Raw genomic sequence first — 20,508 nt, 5'->3', positions numbered from 1 at the left:
CCGCGCCAGACACGTCACCCCCACCACCTCCCCCCGCCCGTACCCCCGCACCAGCTCCCGCAACGCAACCTCCACCAGCGGCACGGTGCCCGGCGACAGGTCCATATGACCGGTGACGGCGAGGATGGTCATGGAGCGTTTCCCTTCTCCACCGGGCGACGGTACGGATCTGCAGAGGCGCGGTCAGCCAACTCGGTTCAGCCGGTGGGAAAGAGAGCCGTGTCGATCCTGACGTCGAACGGTTGCGGGAGGTGCAGCGGGTCGCCGTACTTGACGGTGTCGAGGACGCGGTAGAGGCCGCCGGCCGGCTGGCCGTAGAGCGTCGCGGTGGGTCTGCCGGAGTGCCAGGGGTCCAGGAGCAGGTAGAGGGGGACGCCGGCGTCGGCGTAGCCGTGGAGCTTTTCGACGCGGTCGTGGTTGGCCGTGGAGCGGGAGGTGATCTCGGCGATCAGCTCGGCCGCGTCGGCCGTGCGGCGCTCGCCGGGGCGCGGCAGCAGCTTCTTGGGGATGACCGCCAGGTCGGGGATGTAGAGCCCCTGCCGGCCGGGGACCGTCAGCCCTTGCGTCTGGTAGATGCCCCAGTCCCGGGGGATGACGGTGTACAGCAGGCGCTGAAGCTCGTCCGCGGTGTCGTTGTGGTCGCTCTCCGGCGGTGGTGCCACGGTGACGATCCCCTCGATGATCTCCACCTTGCAGCCCTCCGGAGCATCGGTCTGCTCCCAGGTGCGGAGCGCCTCGTTCCAGCCGCGTTCATCGGCCTGATGGGGGCGCTCGGCGATCACTGCTGCCATGGTGTGCTCCTCTATCGGTACGTCACCGGTCCCAGCATGCCGAACGGGACCGGTGGGGGTCCACCGGTCCCGTTCACCCGAAGGGGGAAAGCGCAGGTCAGGGGGTTAGGCGAGGCGTTCCAGGACCACCGGGCGGGTGGGGGACGGGGTGGGGGTGGGGTCGATGCGGGTGGCGGCGGTGAGGGCTTCGAGGGCGTAGGGGAACTTTTCCGGGGTGTCGGTGTGGAGGGTGAGGAGGGGCTGGCCGGCGGTGACCAGGTCGCCGGGCTTGGCGTGGAGTTCTACGCCGGCGCCCGCCTGCACGGGGTCCTCCTTGCGGGCGCGGCCGGCGCCCAGGCGCCAGGCGGCGAGGCCGACGGCGTAGGCGTCGAGGGCGGTCAGGACGCCGGTGGCGGCGGCGGTGACGGTGTGCTGTTCGCGGGCGACGGGGAGGGGGGCGTCGGGGTCGCCGCCCTGGGCGGTGATCATGCGGCGCCAGTGGTCCATGGCGGAGCCGTCGGCGAGGGCCTTGGCGGGGTCGGCGTCCTTCAGGCCGGCCGCGTCGAGCATCTCGCGGGCCAGGGCGAGGGTGAGGTCGATGACGTCCTGGGGGCCACCGCCGGCCAGCACCTCGACGGATTCGCGGACTTCGAGGGCGTTGCCGGCGGTGCGGCCGAGGGGGGTGGACATGTCGGTGAGCAGGGCCCGGGTGTCCACGCCGTGGTCCTTGCCCAACTCGACCATGGTGGCGGCCAGTTCACGGGCGTCGTCGAGGTTCTTCATGAACGCGCCGGAGCCGACCTTGACGTCCAGGACGAGGGAGCCGGTGCCCTCGGCGATCTTCTTGGACATGATGGAGGAGGCGATGAGCGGGATCGACTCGACGGTGCCGGTGACGTCGCGCAGCGCGTAGAGCTTCTTGTCGGCGGGGGCCAGGCCGTCGCCGGCGGCGCAGATGACCGAGCCGACGTCGCGCAGGACGTCCAGCATCTCGTCGTTGGAGAGCAGGGCGCGCCAGCCGGGGATGGCTTCGAGCTTGTCGAGGGTGCCGCCGGTGTGGCCCAGGCCGCGGCCGGAGAGCTGCGGGACGGCGGCGCCGCAGGCGGCGACGAGCGGGGCGAGCGGGAGGGTGATCTTGTCGCCGACGCCGCCGGTGGAGTGCTTGTCGGCGGTGGGGCGGGTCAGGGAGGAGAAGTCCATGCGCTCGCCGGAGGCGATCATGGCGGCGGTCCAGCGGGCGATCTCCCGGCGGTTCATGCCGTTGAGGAAGATGGCCATGGCCAGGGACGACATCTGCTCATGGGCGACCTCGCCGCGGGTGTAGGCGTCGATGACCCAGTCGATCTGCTCGGGGGTCAGTTCGCCGCGGTCGCGCTTGGTGCGGATGACGGAGATGGCGTCCATGGGCGGGTTCCTTTCGAACGGTGGGTTCTGGGAACGGGCAGGCCGGGGTGGTGTCTGCGAACGGTGGTTCGGGCGGCCCGGGACCGTTCCGTCCGTTCTACACGCATAGATGGGTGGGGTGCCAGGGCGGTGATGAGCCAGGGGACGGTGTGGCGGCCGTCAGTGGGCCAAGTGGCCGGGGCCGAAGGCGTCGGGGAGGAGGTCCGACAGGGGGCGGATGCCGGCGCGGGTGTCCACCAGGAGGTCGGGGCCGCCGTGTTCGTGGAGCAGCTGGCGGCAGCGGCCGCACGGGACGAGGAGTTCGCCCTTGCCGTCGACGCAGGTGAAGGCGGTCAGCCGGCCGCCGCCGCCGGCGAACAGGGCGGAGATCAGGCCGCATTCGGCGCACAGCCCGAGGCCGTAGGAGGCGTTCTCGACGTTGCAGCCGGTGACGGTGCGGCCGTCGTCCACGAGGGCGGCGGCGCCGACCGGGTAGCCGGAGTACGGGGCGTAGGCCCGGGACATCGCCTCCCGGGCCAGGGTGCGCAGGGCGGGCCAGTCGACGGGCGGGTGTTGGTGGTGGTGCGTCATGTGGTCTTTCTTTCGGGGGAATGCGGAGGCCGGCGGCGGGGGCTTGCGCGCCTCCCCGCCGCCGGCCTCCGGGACGTCAGTGGCCCTGGCCCCTGCGGTACGGCTTGCCGACCGCCTTGGGGGCCCGCAGGCGCTGTGAGAAGAGCGCCAGGACCAGCAGCGTAGCGATGTAGGGGCTGGCCTCGACCAGTTCCAGCGGGACGTTGTCGGACAGCGCGTACCAGACCACCAGGACGGCGGCGGCCACCCCGGCGACCGCGGCCTGGGCCCGCTTGGCGGCCCGCAGCCGGACCACCGCCAGGCCGGCGAGCAGTGCGGCCAGGCCCAGCAGCAGGGCGTGCACGGTCGGGCCGCCGCTGCGCAGCTGCATGGCGTCCATGAAGCCGAACAGGCCCGCGCCGAGCGCGACGCCGCCCGGCCGCCAGTTGCCGAAGATCATCGTGGCCAGGCCGATGTAGCCGCGGCCGCCGGTCTGCCCGTCCTGGTAGAAGTGCACGCTGATCGCCAGGAAGGCGCCGCCGAGGCCGGCCAGCGCGCCGGAGACCAGCACCGCCGCGTACTTGTACGCGTAGACGTTGACGCCCAGGGTCTCGGCGGAGAGCGGGGCCTCGCCGCAGGAGCGCAGCCGCAGGCCGAACGCGGAGCGCCACAGCAGGTAGAACGTGCCGGCGAAGAGGCCGGCGGTCAGCAGGGTGAGCCAGGAGACGCCGGTGACCGCGCCGCCGAGCACCCCGGCGAGGTCGGAGACCAGGAACCAGTGGTGGCTCTCGATGCCGTTCAGCCAGTCGGCGAGGCCGGGGACGGTGAAGGTCGGCATATCGGACATCGGCGGCGACTGCTTGTCGTTTCCGCCGGCCGCCATCGCGGCGCTGCCCTCGTGGCCGAAGAGGATCGTGGCCAGATATTGCGTGGCGCCCAGCGCGAGGATGTTGATCGCGACACCGGAGACGATGTGGTCGACGCCGAAGGTGACGGTGGCGATCGCGTGCACCAGGCCGCCGAGCGCGCCGCCGATGACGCCGGCCGCGGCCGCCGCCCAGGGGCCGTGCTGCCAGCCGGCCCAGCCGGCCGCGAACGAGCCGAGCATCATCATGCCTTCGAGGCCGATGTTGACCACACCGGACCGCTCGGCCCACAGGCCGCCGAGGCCGGCCAGGCCGATCGGGACGGCGGCGCTGAGCGCGGCCCCGAACTGCCCGGCCGAGGTCAGGTCGGTGGCGCCGCTTATGGCCCGCAGGGCGGAGACCGCGACCAGCGCGCCGGCCAGGATCAGCAGCACCCAGGGGTAGGTCAGCTTCCGCTTCCGGCCGCCCGTGCCCGGGGCCGCGGGCCGCGCCGCGGACTTGAGTTCCGTACTCACGCCGTCACCTCCGGCTTGTCACTGTTGTCGGCGGTGCCGGTGCGGGCCAGTACGGCCAGCTCCTCGCCGACCTTGCGCTGCTGGAGGCGCAGCCCGTAGCGGCGGACGACCTCGTAGGCGATGACGACGCAGAGCACGATCACGCCCTGGATGACGCCGACGATCTCCTGGGCGTAGCCCTCGAACTCCAGCCGGGAGCCGGTGCGGTCCAGGAACGCCCACAGCAGGGCGCCGAAGCCCATGCCGATGGGGTGGTTGCGGCCGAGCAGGGCGATGGCGATACCGGTGAAGCCGATACCGGCCGGGAAGTCGGTGCCGTACTGGAACGACTCGCCGAGCAGGGTCGGCATGCCGACCAGGCCGGCCGCGGCGCCGGAGAGCAGCATGGAGATGACCACCATGCGCTTGACGCTGACACCGCTGGCCTCGGCGGCCGGTTCGGAGGCGCCCACCGCGCGCAGGTCGAAGCCGAAGCGGGTGCGGTTGATCAGGAACCAGTACAGCGCGCCGGCCACCACCGCGACGACCACGAAGCCCTCGACCGGCTTGGGGTGGGTCGCGAACGAGAAGAAGTGGCTGGACTCCGGCAGGAACTTGGTGTGCAGGAGGTTGCCGTCCTTGACGGCGAGCCGGCCGTCCTGGAGGAAGTAGCCGATGACCGAGGCCGCGATGGAGTTCAGCATGATCGTGGTGATCACCTCGCTGACCCCGCGGGTGGTCCGCAGCAGCCCCGCGATACCGGACCAGATCGCGCCCACCAGCATCGCGATCACGATGAGCAGGATGATCTGGAGCGCGCCGGGCAGTGCGATGGCCCCGCCGACCGCGGCGGCGGCGAAGGCGGCCAGCCGGTACTGCCCGTCGACGCCGATGTTGAAGAGGTTCATCCGGAAGCCGACGGCCACCGCGAGCGCCGAAAGGTAGTACGGCACCGCCTTGTTGATGATCCAGACCTGGCTGTCGCTGTAGTGGCCGTAGTCGGCCATGATCCCGTACGCGCGGAACGGGTTCTCGCCGGACGCCAGGAAGACCAGCGAGCTGATGACGATCGCGGCGGCGATGGCGAGGACCGGCGCGGCGATGCCGAGCAGCACGCGGTCCCGGGCGGCGCTGCGCGCGACGGCGTCAACGGCCGGGTTCTTCTTGCCCGTTGGGGCGGTGGTGGACGTGCTCACTTCTCGCCACCTTCCGGGGCGGCGGCGGTGGCGTCCGCCGCGCTGAGGTGGCCGCTGGCGGCACCGGTCATGGCGGAGCCCAACTCCTCCGGGGTGATCACGGCGGGATCCGCGTCCGCGACCAGCCGGCCCCGGTACATCACCCGCAGGGTGTCGGACAGGCCGATCAGCTCGTCCAGGTCGGCAGAGATCAGCAGGACCGCCAGCCCCTCGCGGCGCGCGGCGCGGATCTGCTCCCAGATCTGCGCCTGGGCGCCGACGTCGACCCCGCGGGTGGGGTGGGCGGCGATCAGCAGCTTGGGGTGGTGGCTCATCTCGCGGCCGACGATCAGCTTCTGCTGGTTGCCGCCGGAGAGCGAGGCCGCGGTGACCTCGATGCCGGGGGTGCGCACGTCGTACTCGGCGACGATCCGCTCGGTGTCCTTGCGGGCGCCGGCGAGGTCGAGGAGGCGGCCCTTGCTGTTGGGGCGCTCGGTGACGTGGCCGAGGATGCGGTTCTCCCACAGCGGGGCGTCCAGCAGCAGGCCGTGGCGGTGGCGGTCCTCGGGGATGTAGCCGATGCCGCCCTCGCGGCGGGCGCGGGTGGAGGACCGGGACAGGTCGGTGCCGTCCAGGGTGATCGTGCCGCGGTCGGGGGTGCGGGTGCCCATGACGGCCTCGACCAGTTCGGCCTGCCCGTTGCCCTCGACGCCGGCGACGCCGAGCACCTCGCCCTTGCGGATGGTGAACGAGATGCCGTCCAGCACCGTGCGGACCACGCCGTCGGAGTCGGTGGCGGTCAGGTGCACATCGCGGACGGTGAGCATCTCCTCGTCGGTGACGGTGGACTCGCGGGTCTCCGGCGAGGGGAGTTCGCTGCCGACCATCAGCTCGGCGAGCTGCTTGGGGGTGGTCTTCGCCGGTTCGACGGAGGCGACGGTGGTGCCGCGGCGGATGACGGTGATGTCGTCGGCGACCGAGAGCACCTCGCCCAGCTTGTGGGAGATGAAGATGACGGTCAGGCCCTCGGACTTCAGCTCCCGGAGGTTGGCGAAGAGCGCGTCGACCTCCTGGGGGACGAGGACCGCGGTCGGCTCGTCGAGGATCAGCGTCCGGGCGCCGCGGTAGAGGACCTTGAGGATCTCCACCCGCTGCCGGTCGGCGACGCCGAGGTCCTCGACCAGCACGTCCGGCCGGATGCCCAGGCCGTACGCGTCGGAGAGCTCGCGTATCCGGGCGCGGGCGCCGGCGCCGATGCCGTGCAGCTTCTCGGCGCCCAGGACGGTGTTCTCCAGGACGCTGAGGTTGTCGGCGAGCATGAAGTGCTGGTGGACCATGCCGATGCCGCGGGCGATGGCGTCGCCCGGGGAGTGCAGAAAGACCTGTTCGCCGTCGAGCGCGATGGTGCCCTCGTCCGGCTTCTGCATGCCGTAGAGGATCTTCATCAGCGTCGATTTGCCGGCGCCGTTCTCGCCGCACAGGGCGTGGACGGTGCCGCGGCGGACGGTGAGGTGGATGTCGTGGTTGGCCACGACGCCGGGGAACCTTTTGGTGATCCCGCGGAGTTCCACAGCAGGGGCGTCCGGGCCGGGCGGGCTGCTGGTGGCGGGTGCTGCGTTGATGGCGCACTCCCCTCAGAAGGGACGAAGGAGCGGAAGAAGGACGGGGCTCGGGGGGTTCGCGGGGCCGGCGGGCGGCTCCGGGAGGCTACGGCTTCGGCGTCTCCTTGACCTTCACCACACCCTCGATGATCTTCTTCCGGGCCGCGTCGATCTGCGGCTGGATGTCCTTGATGAAGCCGCCCGAGGTGGCGAGCGAGACGCCGCCGTGCTTCAGGTCGTAGGTGTGGATCCCGGTCAGCGGCTTGTGCTGCTCGCAGCTCTTGATCAGGTCGAAGACCGCGACGTCGACGTTCTTCACCACCGAGGTCAGGATGTGGTCCTTGTAGCGGGCCAGGCCCGGCTGGCGGTACTGGTCGGAGTCCACCCCGATCGCCCAGGCGCCCTTGACCTTGCTGACCGCCTCGATGGAGCCGGCGCCGGACTGCCCGGCCGCCGAGTAGATCACGTCGATGCCGCCGTCGAGCATGCCCTGGGCCTTGGCCTTGGCGGCGGCCGGGTCGTTGAAGCCCTTGTCGTTGTTGGGGTAGAGGTACTGCGAGACGATCTTGGCCCGGGGGTCGGTGTCCCGTACGCCCTGCTCGAAACCGGCCTGGAACTTCTGGATCAGCGCGTTGTTCACCCCGCCGATGAAGCCGACCTTGTGGGTGCGGCTCTTCAGCGCGGCCGCGACCCCGGCGAGGTAGGAGCCCTCATGCTCGGCGAAGACCATCGCGTCGACGTTCTTGCCGGTCGGGACGGCGTCCACGACACCGAAGGTGGTGTCGGGGAAGTCCTTGGCGACGTTCTGCACGGACTGGCTGTAGGCGAAGCCGACGCCGATCACCGGGTTGTAGCCGGCCTCGGCGAAGGAGGTCAGCCGCTGCTCGCGGTCGGCCTCGGTCTCGCCGTTCTTGGCGGTGAGCATCTTGACGTTGACGCCCAGCCGCTTGCGGGCGTCCTCGGTGCCGCGGGCGGCCGCCTCGTTGAACGAGTGGTCGTCCCGGCCGCCGATGTCGAAGGCCAGGCCCACGCCCGCGTGCTTGGCGCGGTTGGCCTCGGCGAAGCTCTGTCCGCAGGCGGTGGCGGTGAGCGCGAGGCACGCGGTGGCGGTGGCCGCGGCGACAACCCTGATGACCCGACGCACGGGGCCTTCCCTTCGCTGTCAGCGCCCCCACTGGCGCCGGCTTGTCGGGAGATTAACGCGCGTAGACCTGGCGCAAAACCCTCCATGGCGCCGCCGTTATCGATTTGTCTCTCAGCGCCCGGCCCGGAAACACGGCGGGCGGCCGGTGCGGGACCGGCCGCCCGTGTGGCGGGATGTGGCGTGATATGTACGGGCGCGGGCGCGTCAGAGCAGCGCCGCGGCGGTGAACAGCTCCACCCCGACCGTGATCGCGTACTCGTCCACGTCGAAGTCGCCGCGGTGCAGATCGAGGCCGGAGTGGTCGCCGGGCGGGCGGACGCCGAGCCGGGCCATCGCGCCGGGGACGTGTTCGAGATACCACGAGAAGTCCTCGCCGCCGAGGGACTGCTCGGTGCCCTCCACGGCGTCCGCGCCGCGCCGGGCGGCCATCGCGTCGCGCAGCAGCTGGACGCTGCCGGCCTCGTTGACGACCGGCGGGACACCGCGGACGTACTCGATCTGCGACTTCGCGCCGTGCAGCGCGGCCACCTCGTCGATCGCGGCGTGGACGAGGTCGGGCGCCTGCCGCCAGGCGTCCAGCTCCAGGCAGCGCAGGGTGCCGGCGAGCACGGCGCGCTGCGGGATGACGTTGCAGGCGTGGCCGGTCTCCAGGTGGCCCCAGGTGACGGCGAGACCGGACCGGGCGTCCACCCGGCGGGCCAGCACGGCCGGGACGTCCAGCGCGACCCGGGCCGCGGCGGTGACCATGTCGGTGGTCAGGTGCGGGCGGGCGGTGTGGCCGCCGGGGCCTTCGAGGGTCACCTCCAGGCGGTCGCAGGCGGAGGTGATCGGGCCGGTGCGCAGCCCGATCCGGCCGGCGTCCACCCGCGGGTCGCAGTGCACCGCGAGGATCCGGGCGACGCCCTCCAGCGCCCCGCAGGCGACGACCTCGGCGGCGCCGCCGGGCAGCACCTCCTCGGCGGGCTGGAACAGCAGCCGCACCGGGCGCGGCAGCCGCCCCTCGCGAGCCAGCTCCGCCAGCACCAGGCCGGCGCCGAGCACTACGGTGGTGTGCACGTCGTGGCCGCAGGCGTGGGCGCGGCCGGGGACCGTGGAGGCGTACTCGACGGTCTTGGTGTCGGGGATGGGGAGGGCGTCGATGTCCGCGCGCAGCGCGAGCAGGCCCGCGCCGTCCGCCGTACCGTCCGCGCCGTAGGCGGCGCCGTCCGCGCCCGCCGCGCCGTCCGGTCCGTCCGTGCCGATGTCGCAGAGCAGGCCGGTGCCGGTGGGCAGGACCCGCGGGCGCAGACCGGCCCGCTCCAGGCGGTCCTTGATCGCGGCGGTGGTCCGGAACTCCTGGTTGCCCAGCTCGGGGTGGCGGTGCAAGTCGCGGCGGAACGCGATGAGTTCGGCGCGTAGCGGCTCGGGGAGCGTACCGGGCAGGGCGGGGGCGTGCGGGTCGGCGGCTGCGGGGGACATCAGTTGGTTCACCTTGTGAAGGGTACGGGCCCGAGGGCCGCAACTCGCCCTAGATCAACAAAAGTTCAGCCCGTCAGGCGAAGATTTTTAGGCAGCCGGGTGCATGGACGGATGTCCGAAGGGGTATGAACCTGGGCTTTATCGCTCCGAGTCAGGCTCGGCGGTGAGCTTCGGACCGCCGCCCGTCCGGCCGCCGTCCGTCCGTTCGCCCGGCCCGGTGCCCGTCCGTTCGCCCGGCCCGGTGCCCGGCAGGCGGCGGACGGCGCGGGCGGTGCCGGTGACGCCGTCCAGGAAGCCGCGGGCGCGCGGTGAGGCGTGCGCGGTGAGCCAGTCCGGGTCGATATCGCAGACCGCGACCTGCACACCGGTGCCCCGGAGGGCCAGCGGCAGGGTGTGGACGACGGTGGACGGGAAGCTGAGGACGGTCCGGCCGACCGGGCCGCGGCGGGCGATCAGCTCCAGCGGGAGGTCGGGGCGGACGACCTCCAGACCGGTCTCGGTGGCCAGCCGGTGGAGCTTGCCGGTGCTCTCCCGGCGGTGCGCGAAGTAGCGGGTGGCGCCGTGCGTACGGGCCAGTGCGGCGACCGCGGCCAGATAGCGGTCGGTGTCGACGACACCGGTCTCGACCAGGGAGGTGCCGACGAGGTCCGCGGTGCGGGTGAGCCGGGGCGGGCCGAAGCGGGCGCGGGTCCAGGCGAAGTCGTTGGCGAGCACCGCCATCCCCTCGGGCGCGGCGACCGGCATCGCGGTGAACAGGGCGACGGTGCGGCGGCGCCGGGCGCCCTCGGGGCGGGGGGTCAGGCGGCGGCGGGCGGTGGCGGCGAACGGGGCGAGCAGCAGCTCGCGGGGGCCGCGGCCGGTGCCGTGCCGGTGCCAGCGCACCAGCCGTTCGCCGCGGGCGAGTTGGCCGGTGAACTCCATGGTGGCGGTGCCGTCGTCCACCACCACGATCTCCCGGGCCCGGGCCAGGCCCAGCAGCAGCTGGACGTAGCGGGAGAACGGGTCGCCGAGGACGAGGCGGCGGGCGGTGCGCAGCAGCGGGGCCAGGCCGCCTATGGTGCGCAGCGGGGCGGTGGCGCCGGCCCTGGCCTCCTCCCAGCGGATGGTGTGGCCCTCCGCGCGGGCCAGTTCGGCCATCCGGCGCAGCTGGCCGCGGGTCATCGGGTCGTGCGGGGCGAGCACGGCGACGGTGAGCGGGGCGGGCGGCGGCGCGGCGGGCCGGGTGTGCGCCCATTCGAGGACGTTCAGCAGCTGCACCGGGCTCTCGACGAAGGCGAGCGTGGCGCGGTCGGCGGGCGCGGGGTCCGGGCCGCCGCCGGTGCGCTGCCGGGGTATGCCGAGGAGGCGGCGGGCGGGAGTCCCCGCCGCCTCCTCGGGCGGGACCCCGCGGCCGCCGCCGGGGGTCCCTTCGGGAGGGGTCACCTCGCGGTCTCCGGCCGGCCGGTCAGACGGCGGCCGGTTCGCGGTCGGCGGCGGTCCCGGCCGCCTCCGCCTCGGCGACCACACCGGCGACCCGGCGCAGCTTCCGCATCGGGCCCAGCTCGCTCTCGTAGACCTTCTTGACGCCGTCGCCGAGGGACTCCTCGATGGTGCGGATATCGCGGACGAGGCGGGTCAGGCCCTGCGGTTCGACGGAGGCGGCCTGGTCGGAGCCCCACATGGCGCGGTCCAGGGTGATGTGGCGCTCGACGAAGGCGGCGCCCAGGGCGACCGCGGCGAGGGTGGTCTGCAGGCCGGTCTCGTGGCCGCTGTAGCCGATCGGGACGTTGGGGTACTCGGCCTGGAGGGTGTGGATCATGCGGAGGTTCAGCTCCGCCGCCTTGGCCGGGTAGGTGCTGGTGGCGTGGCACAGCACGATGTTGGCGCTGCCCAGGACCTCGACGGCGTGCCGGATCTGGCGCGGGGTGGACATCCCGGTGGACAGCACGACGGTGCGGCCGGTGGCGCGCAGGGCGCGCAGCAGCTCGTCGTCGGTGAGCGAGGCGGAGGCGACCTTGTAGCAGGGGACGTCGAACTTCTCCAGGAACGCGACCGACTCGATGTCCCAGGGGGAGGCGAACCACGCGATACCGCGCTTGGCGCAGTACGCGTCGATGGCGCGGTAGCCGTCCTCATCGAACTCCACGCGGTGGCGGTACTCGATGTAGGTCATCCGGCCCCAGGGGGTGTCGCGTTCGATGTCCCACTGGTCGCGCGGGGTGCAGACCTCCGGGGTGCGCTTCTGGAACTTCACCGCGTCGCAGCCGGCGTCCGCGGCGGCGTCGATCAGCCGGAACGCGTTCTCCAGGTCGCCGTTGTGGTTGATGCCGATCTCGCCGGTGACGTAGACGGGGCGGCCGGGGCCGACGAGGCGGTCGCCGAGGGCGCGGAGGCGGGTGGTGCTGGTCATGGGAGGTTCCTTCGGTGGTGTGCGGGGGTGGGACAACAGGGGGTTCGGGGGGTGGGGTCAGAGGGCGGGGCCCAGCAGCCAGCCGGCGATCTCGCGGACGGCGCCGGCGCCGCCGGGCGCGGCGGTGACCGCGCGGGCCGCGCCGCGCACCGCGTCCTGCGCGGAGGCGACCGCGACCGGCCAGCCGACGAGGTCGAAGCAGGGCAGGTCGTTGGCGTCGTTGCCGGCGTAGAGCACCCGGTCGGGGGCGACGCCGGTCTCCTCGCACCACTGCTTGAGGGCGAGGTCCTTGCGGTCGACGCCGTGCCGGACGGGCACCTGGAGCTTGCGGGCGCGGGCGGCGACGACCGGGTTCCGCTCGGTGGAGAGGATCAGCAGGCGCAGACCGGCCCGGCGCAGCGCGGCGATGCCCAGGCCGTCGCCGCGGTGCACCGCGACGGTCTCCCGCCCGTCCGCGTCGATCAGCACCCGGTCGTCGGTCTGGGTGCCGTCGAAGTCGAGGACGACCGCGTCGATGTCGCCCCGGGACGGCAGGGCGCCGGGGCGCGGGGCGTCCAGGAGCGGGGCGAGCGCGCGGGCGCGGGCCAGGTCGTGCGGGTCGTCGATCTCCAGGACGCGGGCCGGGTCGGTGCGGACCGGTTCGGTACGGCCGAAGAAGCGGTGGCCGGTGCGGCGGAAGCCGGCCGCGTCCATGGCGTAGGCGGCGCCGGTCTCCAGCAGGTCCTGCGGGCGGTCCTGGCGGCGCGGCCGGACGGTCTTGTCGTGGTTGACGCCGTACGCGCCGGGCCCCTCGCCCCTGGTGCCGGACCCCTCGTCCCCGGTGCCGGACCCTCCGTCCCCGGTGCCCGGCCCGCCGTCCCGCCAGACGAAGCCGTGGAACGGCGCGACGGTCAGCGCGCTGTCCGCGCCGCCCTCGACGACCGCCGCGGCCACCGCGTCGATCTCCTCGCTGAGCAGGAACGGGCTGGTGCACTGGACGAGCAGCACCGCGTCCGCCCGGCGGCCCCGCCCGGCCTCGTAGGCGTCCAGCGCGTGCAGGACGGCGGTCTCGCTGCTGGCGGTGTCGCCGGACAGCTCGGCGGGGCGGCGGACGACGGCCGCGCCGGCGCCCCGGGCGGCCTCGGCTATCCCGGCGTCGTCGGTGGAGACGACCACGTCGGTGACCAGCCGGGCGGCCCGGCAGGCCCGCACCGCCCGGGCCACCAGGGGCACGCCCCCGACGGCGGCGAGGTTCTTGGCCGGTACGCCCTTGGAGCCGCCGCGCGCGGGGATGACGGCCACAACGGTGGGGGGCATGGGGGTCTCCTTGGTCGGGCGGGGGGCCGGGGCGGTCACAGCTGCCCCCAGCGGCGGATGGCGGGCGCGACGCGCTGGACGCCGTGCCGGTACGCGCCGCGCGCGGCTTCCCGGACGGTGTTCCGCGCCAACTTCCTTATCCCGCCCGCCTCTTCGGGCCCGTCCGCGTACCCGGCGAGCGGCGCGCCCCGCTCGTCCAGGCCGTAGCGGGCGAGCACGCCGGGCAGGTAACCGGGGGCGGTGCGCGGGGTGTAGTACGGGGTGAGCGGCGGCAGCCGGTCGGCGGCGGCGAGCGCGGCGACCCGCTCCCGGGCGGCGTCGAAGGCCCGCTCGTACCCGCCGGACGCGCCCGCCGCGGGGGCGACGCCCTGGCGGGCCAGCCACTCCGGGTCGGGTTCGGGCCGGTGCCCGGCGTCGAGCTGGTCCCAGGAGGCCAGGCAGCCGGAGCCGAGGAAGTGGTGGTTGCCGAGCGCCTCGCGGATGCCGAGGTCGGTGAGGACGGCGGTGGGGATACCGCGGTGCAGCGACTCCAGCGCGGCGGTGGAACTGGCCGTGACCAGCAGGTCGGTACGGTCCAGGACCTCGCCCATGTTCCCGTACACCAGGCGGCAGTTGGCGGGCAGGCCACCGGGGAGCCGGGCGGCGAGCTTCTGGTACGGCAGTTCCTCGATGTGGGTGGTGTGCTCGCCGGGGCGGCTGCGGAGTTTGACCAGCACCTCGCGGGCGGGGTTGCGGCGCGCGTGCTCGACGGCCCGGCGCAGCAGGTACGTGCGCGCCTCGCGGCTGTCGGGGACGGAGGGCTGGGCGGCGAAGACGACGGTGTACGGGGCGCGCGGGGACGGGGCGGCGGACTCGCCCCGCGCCTCGTACGGCGCACCGCCCAGGAACGGCAGCGCGCACTCCACCACGCTCCCGTCCGCCGCCCCGACGCCCCGGTAGACGGCCCGGAACCGTTCCGCGTCGTGCCGGGAGTTGGCCAGCACCACATCCGCGCCGTGCCGCAGCAGCAGCCCGTCCGCCAGCTTCTCGTAGACCACGCCGACGTAGCCGGTGACGACGACCGGGCGGCGGGTGCCCGGGGTGCGCCAGACGTGCGCGAGTCCGTGCAGCATCGCCTGGACGGCACCGCCGACGCAGGCCAGCACCAGCACCTCGCACCCGGCGCGCTCGCGGTCCCGCGCACCGCGCGCCATCAGGGCGAGGAAGCCGGCCGCGCTGATCTCCCGGAGCGAGTCCGCGCGGGCGCCGACCTCGCCGAGCTGGCGGACGGTGGGGGTGGCGCGGCCGCGCAGCAGGTAGCCGTCGATCCGGGCGTCCGGCCGCAGCCGGCGCGCGGTCAGCGCGCCCCACTTCCACCGGGTGTCGGAATCGGCGAGCACCGCGACCCGCGGTGCGGAATGGGTAGGTGAGGGCACGCCGAAGACGCTAGGAAGGCGCGACGGTTGGCGGGCCAACTGGGGAGCAACAAAGGGTTAACAGCCGCCCGACGCTTTCCGAACCGGTCCGGGGGCGCGCCCGGAAATGACCCAATGGCGCGCCTGATGAGGTCGAATTCCCGCCGCCGAAGGGCCAGTTGATCCCTCTCCCCCGCACCGGTTAACCATCCCGCCACGCGTCGTTCACCGACCGGTACGCGGTGCGTCAAGACGCGTGCCGGGCGCGGCCCTTACCGTCGGGCGGGTGGTCAAGCTCTCCGTCGTCGTGCCGTTCTACAACGTGCAGACATATGCGCCCGATACCCTGAAAAGCCTGGCGGCGAATGCCCGCGAGGATGTCGAATTCCTGCTCGTCGAGGACTGCTCGCACGACGAGACCCCGGACATCCTCACCCGGGCCGCGGCCGAGCTGCCCGGCGCCCGGCTGCTGCGGCACGAGAAGAACGGCGGTCTGGCCACCGCGCGCAACACCGGCCTGGACGCGGCGCGCGGCGAGTACCTCACCTTCCTGGACGGCGACGACTGGCTGGCCCCCGGCTACCTCTTCGAACTCCTCGCCGTCATCGAGGAGTTGGGCTGCGACTTCGTCCGCACCGACCACGTCCAGTGCACCGGGCGCCGCCGCACCGTGCATCGGGTGCCGCACGGCCGGCGCGGGGTGGTGCTGGATCCGCGCAGTGTGATCCTGCCCGCCGACCGCTCCACCTCGGTCGATTACGCGTATGCCTGGGCCGGTATCTACCACCGCCGGCTGCTGGACGACGGGCTGCTGCACTTCACCGACGGGCTGCGCACCGCGGAGGACCGGCCGTGGATATGGCGGCTGCACCGCGAGGCGAAATCCATGGCGGTGGCCGGTCTGCTGGGTGTTTTCTACCGGCGCGGGGTGGCGTCCTCACTGACCCAGATCGGCGATGTCCGGCAATTGCACTTCATCCGCGCTTTCGACCAGGTCATCGAGGAAACGGCGCGGGACCGCGACGCGGAACTCCTGCTGCCGAAAGCCGTACGCACCTATTGCGCGATCATTTCCCACCATCTCGGCACCATCGAACGATTCGAGCCGCCGGTCGCCCGGCAATTGCGGATACTGAGCGCCGCGGCCATGAAGCGTATGCCGCAGGACATTCTGAACGACGCCCTCGATTCCATGGACGCCCAGCGCGCGTCCCGGCTGCGGCGGGTGCGCCGCCGCCCCGTCCCACTGGAGGTGGCCGCCTGATGCCCGGCCGGCCCCGTACCCAGATCTTCCTGGCGTCCACCCTCTACGGCGCGGCGACCCTGGCCGCCGCCCTGGACGCCGGCCTGTTCGCCCCGGCCGACCGCCGGCTGCTGCTGATCGCCAACAACGCGGCGGTCCCGGAGACCAGCCCGGCGCTGGACGCCATGCCCGGCTTCGCGCGGCTGCGCGGCCGCTTCGACGGCGTACTGTCCTGGAACGACACCATCCGCCCGTTCCACCCCGCCGGCTGGTCCCCGCGCGCCGGCGATGTCCCGCTGTGGGAGCGCCAGTTGCGGCTGCTGTGGGGGCTGGGCGATGACGAGGTGACGCTCGTCCTGGAGTCGATCCAGGTCAGCCCGGCGCAGGCGCTGGCCCAGCTCTTCCCGGACGCGCCGATCGACGTCTACGCGGACGGCCTGATGAGCTACGGCCCGACCCGCGACAAGCTCGACCCGCTGATCGGCACCCGGATCGGCCGATTGCTCCACCTGGACCTCGTACCGGGCCTGACACCGCTGCTGCTCACCGAGTTCGGCGTCGTACCGCACCTGGTGCCGACCGGCGCCTTCACCGCCGTCCTCGCCGAACTCGCCGAAGCAGACGCGGAGTTGGCGGACGCTTCGGACGTACCGGAAGGCGCCGCCCTCCTCCTCGGCCAGTACCTCTCCGCGCTCTCCATCCTCACCCCGCAGGAGGAAGAGGAGCTGCACGTGGCGATGATGCGCGGGGCGGTCGCGCGCGGCCACCGCGAGATCGTCTTCAAACCGCACCCCTCGGCACCGGCCCGCTGGTCGCGCCTGCTGGAGCGGGAGGCCGCCGCGCTGGGCGTCGCGCTGACGGTCCTGGACCGGCCGGTGATCGCCGAGGTGCTCTACCAGCGGGCCCGGCCCGCGCTGGTGGCCGGCTGCTTCTCCACCGCGCTGCTGACCGCGTCCGCCCTCTTCGGCCTGCCGGTCGCCCGCACCGGCACCGGGCTGCTCCTGGACCGCCTGACGCCGTACCAGAACAGCAACCGCGTCCCCGTAACGCTGGTGGACGCCCTGCTCCCCGACCTCGCCGACCGCTCCGAACGCCCCCGGACGCTCGCCACCCCGGAGACCGTGGGCCCGCTCGTCTCCGCCGTCGGGTACGCGATGCAGCCCCAGATCTACCCCGCCCTGCGCCCGGCCGCCGAGCGGTACCTCGCCGCGCACCTCGGCCCGTACACCCGGCGGTACTTCAAACGGCGCCGGCTGACCGCGCTGGCGCTGCCCGGCGCGCTCCCGTCCCAGCTGGCGTTCCTCCCGCGCAACGCGGCGGTGCGGCGGGTGGCGCGCCGGGCCCGCGCCGTGCAGCGCCGGCTGCGGAAACGGATCGCCGCCTGATGGCCACGACCTCGCCGGCGGCGGCGTCCGGGGCGCCCGCGGCGGTGCCGGAGCACGCCTCTTCCCCGGGGACGGGCCCGGCCACCGCCCGGGAAGCCGCCGCCGCATCGCCACCGGGCCGCACCGCCCGCCCCGGTGGCGCCACCCGCCTGCGCGCCCTGGACGGCCTCCGCCTGCTCGCCGCGCTGATGGTCGCCGCGTACCACTACGGCGGCCGGAACGGCGACATCTCCCGCGCCTGGGGCGCCTCCCCGGCCCGCGAATTCCCGTCGCTCTCCGGCGCGTTCGCGTACGGCTGCCTCGGCGTCCAGATCTTCTTCCTCATCAGCGGCTTCGTCATCTGCCTGAGCGGGTGGTTCCCGCCCGGGGCCGCCGGCGACCGCAGCGCACCGGGCCGGTCCGCGCCCGGCCTGCCCGGACCGCTCGGACTGCGCCGCCTGCGCGCCTTCGCCGCCAGCCGCGTGTCCCGCCTCTACCCCGCGTACTGGGTCGCGGTCCTCCTGGTCACGGCCGTCTTCGCGCTCCCCTGGGTCGCGTTCAAGGCGCTCGCCCCCAGTGACGTACTGGCGAACCTCACCATGCTGCAGTACCCGCTCGGCGTCCCCCGCGTCCTCGGCGTCTGCTGGACCCTCTGGGCGGAGATGCGCTTCTACGCGCTCTTCGCCCTCTGCGTCGTCCTGCCGGGCGCCACCCGCGCCCGCGTCCTCCTCTTCTGCGCGGGCTGGACGCTTGCCGCCGCCCTCGCCCAGTCCTCCCACGACGCCTTCCTCACCACCGTCCTCATGCCGCAGTACGCCCCGTTCTTCATCGGCGGGATCGGCCTGTACCTGCTGCACCGCTTCGGCCCCCGGGACCCGGCCGCATGGGGAATCGTGCTGGCCAGCTGGCTGATCGGCCAGCACTACGCGGTCACCGGCCTCTGGCACGCGCCCTCCGCGCACGCCTTCTCCTACCGCTCGGCGGCCGTCATCATCGCCGTCGTCACGGCCGGTTTCGCCCTCGTCGCCGCCGTCGCCCTCGGCGCCCTCCGCCGCGCCAACTGGCCGTGGCTGACCGTCGCCGGCGCCCTGACCTACCCGTTCTACCTCGTCCACGAGCACCTCGGCTGGGTGGTGATCAGCGCCCTGCACCGCACCGCCGCCCTCCCCGCCTACGCCACCCTCCCCCTGACCGTCGCCCTCATGCTCGCCCTGGCCTGGCTCCTCCACCGCTACGTCGAACGGCCGCTGACGCCACGACTGCGGCGGGCGCTCGACCCGCGTCGATAGCCGGGAACGGGAGGGCGGGGGCACGACGCGTCAACTCCCCTTCCGGCGCTCCCGCTCCCCCCGCACGAACTCCGCCTCGATCCCGGCCACGATGATGCGCAGCCCGGCGTGGAACGCCTCCTCGGTGTCGCCGAAGATATGCCGCCCCGCCTGCGCGGCGAGCGGGTACTCGGTGCCCAGCCGGTGCTCGCGGGCCTCCTGGTCGTACGCCGGGTCGCGGACCTCCGGGTGGGCGGGGTCGGGGTGCACCGACTGCTCCTCGATGACCAGCCCGACGGTGTAGTTGTACGCGGTCCACCAGGCGCGGGCCGCGTCGGCGGGCGGGAAGCCGGCCTCGGTGAAGTGGCTGAGGAAGAGCTCCAGCGGGGCGGCGAAGGTGTCGTCCGTCATCCGCGTACCGCTGACGACCCTGCCGCCGTCGCGGTACGTCAGCAGCTCCGCGCGCAGGGCGGCGCAGGTGCGGGCCAGCATCTCCTGCCAGGAGGGCCAGCGGCCGTCCGGCCCCGGCCCGCCGGCCGCGCCCGCCGACCGGAACAGCCGCCGGTAGATCTCGGTGGCCATCTCGTCCAGCAGCTCCTGCTTGTTCTTGAAGTGCCAGTAGAGCGCCGGTGCCTGGACGTCCAGCTCCTTGGAGATCCGCCGGAGGGTGATCCCGTTCAGGCCGCCCTCGTTGAGCAGCCGCAGCGCGGTCTCCACCACGCGTTCCCGGTCAATACGCGAAACCATGTTGACAACTTAACACTGTTAAGGGCAGCCTCACAGACATGGCACTTAACAGCGTTAAGGAAACCGTGACCCGGCCTGCCGCGCTCCCCGCCGGGGCGACCACCCGGCCCGGAACCGATGCCGCCCACCCCACCGTGGACGTCCTCATCGCCGGCGCCGGCCCGACCGGCCTCGCACTCGGCATCGACCTCGCCCGCCGCGGCGTCACCACCCTGATCGCCGAACGGCAGCCCACCCTCTCCCCCGGCGCCCGCGGCACCGGCATCCAGCCCCGCACCCAGGAGGTCTACGACGACCTCGGCGTCCTGCCCGCCGCCCAGGCCGCCGGCGGCCCCTACCCGCCCATGGGCCTGTGGGAGGACGGCCGCATCACCCGCACCCACCAGATGGTCGAGCGGGTCGCCCCGACCCCGTCCACCCCGTACTCCGACGCCCTGATGCTCCCCCAGTGGCGCAACGTCCAGCTGCTCCACGACCGCCTCCGCGAGCTGGGCGGCAGCGTCACCTTCGGCACCGAGCTGACCGCCTTCACCCAGGACCCCGACGGCGTCACCGCCCACCTCACCGGCCCCGACGGCCGCACCACCACCGTCCGCGCCCGCTACCTCGTCGCCTGCGACGGCGGCGGCAGCACCGTCCGCAAGCAGCTCGGCGCCGCCATGTCCGGCCCGGAGCTGGCCCCCGGCCACGCCGTCCTCGCCGACGTCCGGCTGTCCGGTCTGGACCGCGACCACTGGCACCGCTGGATCCTGCCGACCGGCGGTTTCCTCACCCTGCTCCCGCTGGCCGGCACCGACGACTTCCAGATGATGGCCGCCGCGGCCACCGCCGAGCCGGACACCTCACCCGAGGCGGTCCGCGCGCTGATCACCACCCACACCCACCTCGCGCCCGAGCAGGTCCGCGAGGTCCGCTGGACCTCCCTCTACCGCCCCAAGGCCGGTATGGCCGACCGCTACCGCCACGGCCGGGTCTTCCTCGCCGGCGACGCCGCGCACATCCACTCCCCGGCCGGCGGCCAGGGCCTCAACACCAGCGTCCAGGACGCCTACAACCTCGGCTGGAAGCTCGGCCTCGTCCTCCGCCACGGCGCCCCCGACGCCCTCCTGGACACCTACGAAACCGAACGCCGCCCACTCGCCGCCCGCATCCTCGAGACGAGCACCCGCCTGCACCGCTCCGGCAATCTCCACCGCGGCCGCGACCTGCACCAACTCGATATCGCCTACGGGGACAGCCCACTCACCCGCGAACTCCGCCCCGACCTCCCCGAGGGCGCCCTCACCGCCGGCGACCGCGCCCCCGACGCCCCCTGCGCGTACCCGGACGGCACCCCCACCCGCCTC

17 protein-coding genes are annotated in these 20,508 nt (G+C 73.5%); 4 read left to right on the top strand and 13 right to left on the bottom strand.

The window, feature by feature from the left end; all coding sequences use genetic code 11:
• Positions 1-197: 197 nt before the first annotated feature.
• From ADL22_RS01995 to ADL22_RS01940, 12 genes are all read right to left on the bottom strand, one after another.
• Entirely contained in the window at positions 198-791 is a 594-nt protein-coding gene (locus ADL22_RS01995; protein WP_066973142.1) for a Uma2 family endonuclease, read from the bottom strand.
• A 105-nt stretch (positions 792-896) separates the two neighbouring features.
• Complete coding sequence (locus tag ADL22_RS01990; RefSeq protein ID WP_066973137.1) at positions 897-2,174, bottom strand: thymidine phosphorylase; 1,278 nt, start codon at positions 2,172-2,174, stop codon at positions 897-899.
• Between the two features lie 159 nt (positions 2,175-2,333).
• Positions 2,334-2,744 carry a cytidine deaminase gene (locus tag ADL22_RS01985; RefSeq protein WP_066973135.1) on the bottom strand — a complete coding sequence of 137 codons (411 nt, stop codon included), beginning with the start codon at positions 2,742-2,744 and terminating at the stop codon, positions 2,334-2,336.
• A 76-nt stretch (positions 2,745-2,820) separates the two neighbouring features.
• The gene (locus ADL22_RS01980; RefSeq protein WP_066973133.1) at positions 2,821-4,104 is read right to left on the bottom strand and encodes an ABC transporter permease; all 1,284 of its coding nucleotides are present in this window, start codon (positions 4,102-4,104) and stop codon (positions 2,821-2,823) included.
• Complete coding sequence (locus ADL22_RS01975) at positions 4,101-5,279, bottom strand: ABC transporter permease (protein WP_234430500.1); 1,179 nt, start codon at positions 5,277-5,279, stop codon at positions 4,101-4,103. The genes ADL22_RS01980 and ADL22_RS01975 overlap by 4 nt, the downstream gene beginning before the upstream one ends.
• Complete coding sequence (locus ADL22_RS01970) at positions 5,276-6,790, bottom strand: ABC transporter ATP-binding protein (RefSeq protein ID WP_199836190.1); 1,515 nt, start codon at positions 6,788-6,790, stop codon at positions 5,276-5,278. Before ADL22_RS01970 ends, ADL22_RS01975 begins: the two co-directional genes overlap by 4 nt.
• A gap of 175 nt (positions 6,791-6,965) precedes the next feature.
• Positions 6,966-8,003: a BMP family lipoprotein gene (locus ADL22_RS01965; RefSeq protein WP_066973130.1), complete on the bottom strand. Its 1,038-nt coding sequence runs from the start codon at positions 8,001-8,003 to the stop codon at positions 6,966-6,968.
• Between the two features lie 204 nt (positions 8,004-8,207).
• Complete coding sequence (locus ADL22_RS01960) at positions 8,208-9,461, bottom strand: amidohydrolase (RefSeq protein WP_066973128.1); 1,254 nt, start codon at positions 9,459-9,461, stop codon at positions 8,208-8,210.
• A 138-nt stretch (positions 9,462-9,599) separates the two neighbouring features.
• Positions 9,600-10,883, bottom strand: a complete 1,284-nt coding sequence (locus ADL22_RS01955; protein WP_420711529.1) for a hypothetical protein — start codon at positions 10,881-10,883, stop codon at positions 9,600-9,602.
• Positions 10,884-10,905: 22 nt separating this feature from the next.
• Positions 10,906-11,850, bottom strand: a complete 945-nt coding sequence (locus tag ADL22_RS01950) for an N-acetylneuraminate synthase family protein (RefSeq protein ID WP_066973126.1) — start codon at positions 11,848-11,850, stop codon at positions 10,906-10,908.
• A 57-nt stretch (positions 11,851-11,907) separates the two neighbouring features.
• Positions 11,908-13,146: an acylneuraminate cytidylyltransferase gene (locus tag ADL22_RS01945; protein ID WP_066973125.1), complete on the bottom strand. Its 1,239-nt coding sequence runs from the start codon at positions 13,144-13,146 to the stop codon at positions 11,908-11,910.
• Between the two features lie 35 nt (positions 13,147-13,181).
• Positions 13,182-14,561 carry a DUF6716 putative glycosyltransferase gene (locus ADL22_RS01940; protein ID WP_079063780.1) on the bottom strand — a complete coding sequence of 460 codons (1,380 nt, stop codon included), beginning with the start codon at positions 14,559-14,561 and terminating at the stop codon, positions 13,182-13,184.
• Positions 14,562-14,826: 265 nt separating this feature from the next.
• Here ADL22_RS01940 and ADL22_RS01935 point away from each other — a divergent pair, with 265 nt between their 5' ends.
• Genes ADL22_RS01935 through ADL22_RS01925 form a run of 3 tightly spaced genes read left to right on the top strand, consistent with a single transcriptional unit; the run spans position 14,827 to position 18,436 of the window.
• Positions 14,827-15,804: a glycosyltransferase family 2 protein gene (locus tag ADL22_RS01935; RefSeq protein ID WP_066973144.1), complete on the top strand. Its 978-nt coding sequence runs from the start codon at positions 14,827-14,829 to the stop codon at positions 15,802-15,804.
• Complete coding sequence (locus tag ADL22_RS01930; protein WP_066973117.1) at positions 15,804-17,168, top strand: polysialyltransferase family glycosyltransferase; 1,365 nt, start codon at positions 15,804-15,806, stop codon at positions 17,166-17,168. The genes ADL22_RS01935 and ADL22_RS01930 overlap by 1 nt, the downstream gene beginning before the upstream one ends.
• The gene (locus ADL22_RS01925; RefSeq protein ID WP_066973115.1) at positions 17,168-18,436 is read left to right on the top strand and encodes an acyltransferase family protein; all 1,269 of its coding nucleotides are present in this window, start codon (positions 17,168-17,170) and stop codon (positions 18,434-18,436) included. Before ADL22_RS01930 ends, ADL22_RS01925 begins: the two co-directional genes overlap by 1 nt.
• Positions 18,437-18,466: 30 nt before the next feature.
• On the opposite strand, the gene ADL22_RS01920 is transcribed toward ADL22_RS01925, so the two are convergent.
• Positions 18,467-19,162, bottom strand: a complete 696-nt coding sequence (locus ADL22_RS01920) for a TetR/AcrR family transcriptional regulator C-terminal domain-containing protein (protein WP_066973111.1) — start codon at positions 19,160-19,162, stop codon at positions 18,467-18,469.
• Positions 19,163-19,200: 38 nt separating this feature from the next.
• Between ADL22_RS01920 and ADL22_RS01915 the strand changes: the two genes are divergently transcribed.
• A partial coding sequence (locus ADL22_RS01915; RefSeq protein WP_066973143.1) for an FAD-dependent monooxygenase occupies positions 19,201-20,508 on the top strand: 1,308 nt, incomplete at its 3' end.

The organism is Streptomyces sp. NRRL F-4489 (assembly GCF_001509485.1).
Classification (GTDB): domain Bacteria; phylum Actinomycetota; class Actinomycetes; order Streptomycetales; family Streptomycetaceae; genus Streptomyces.
The sequence above is the reverse complement of the archived record's forward strand: the minus strand, read 5'-3'. Positions and strand labels throughout refer to the sequence as shown.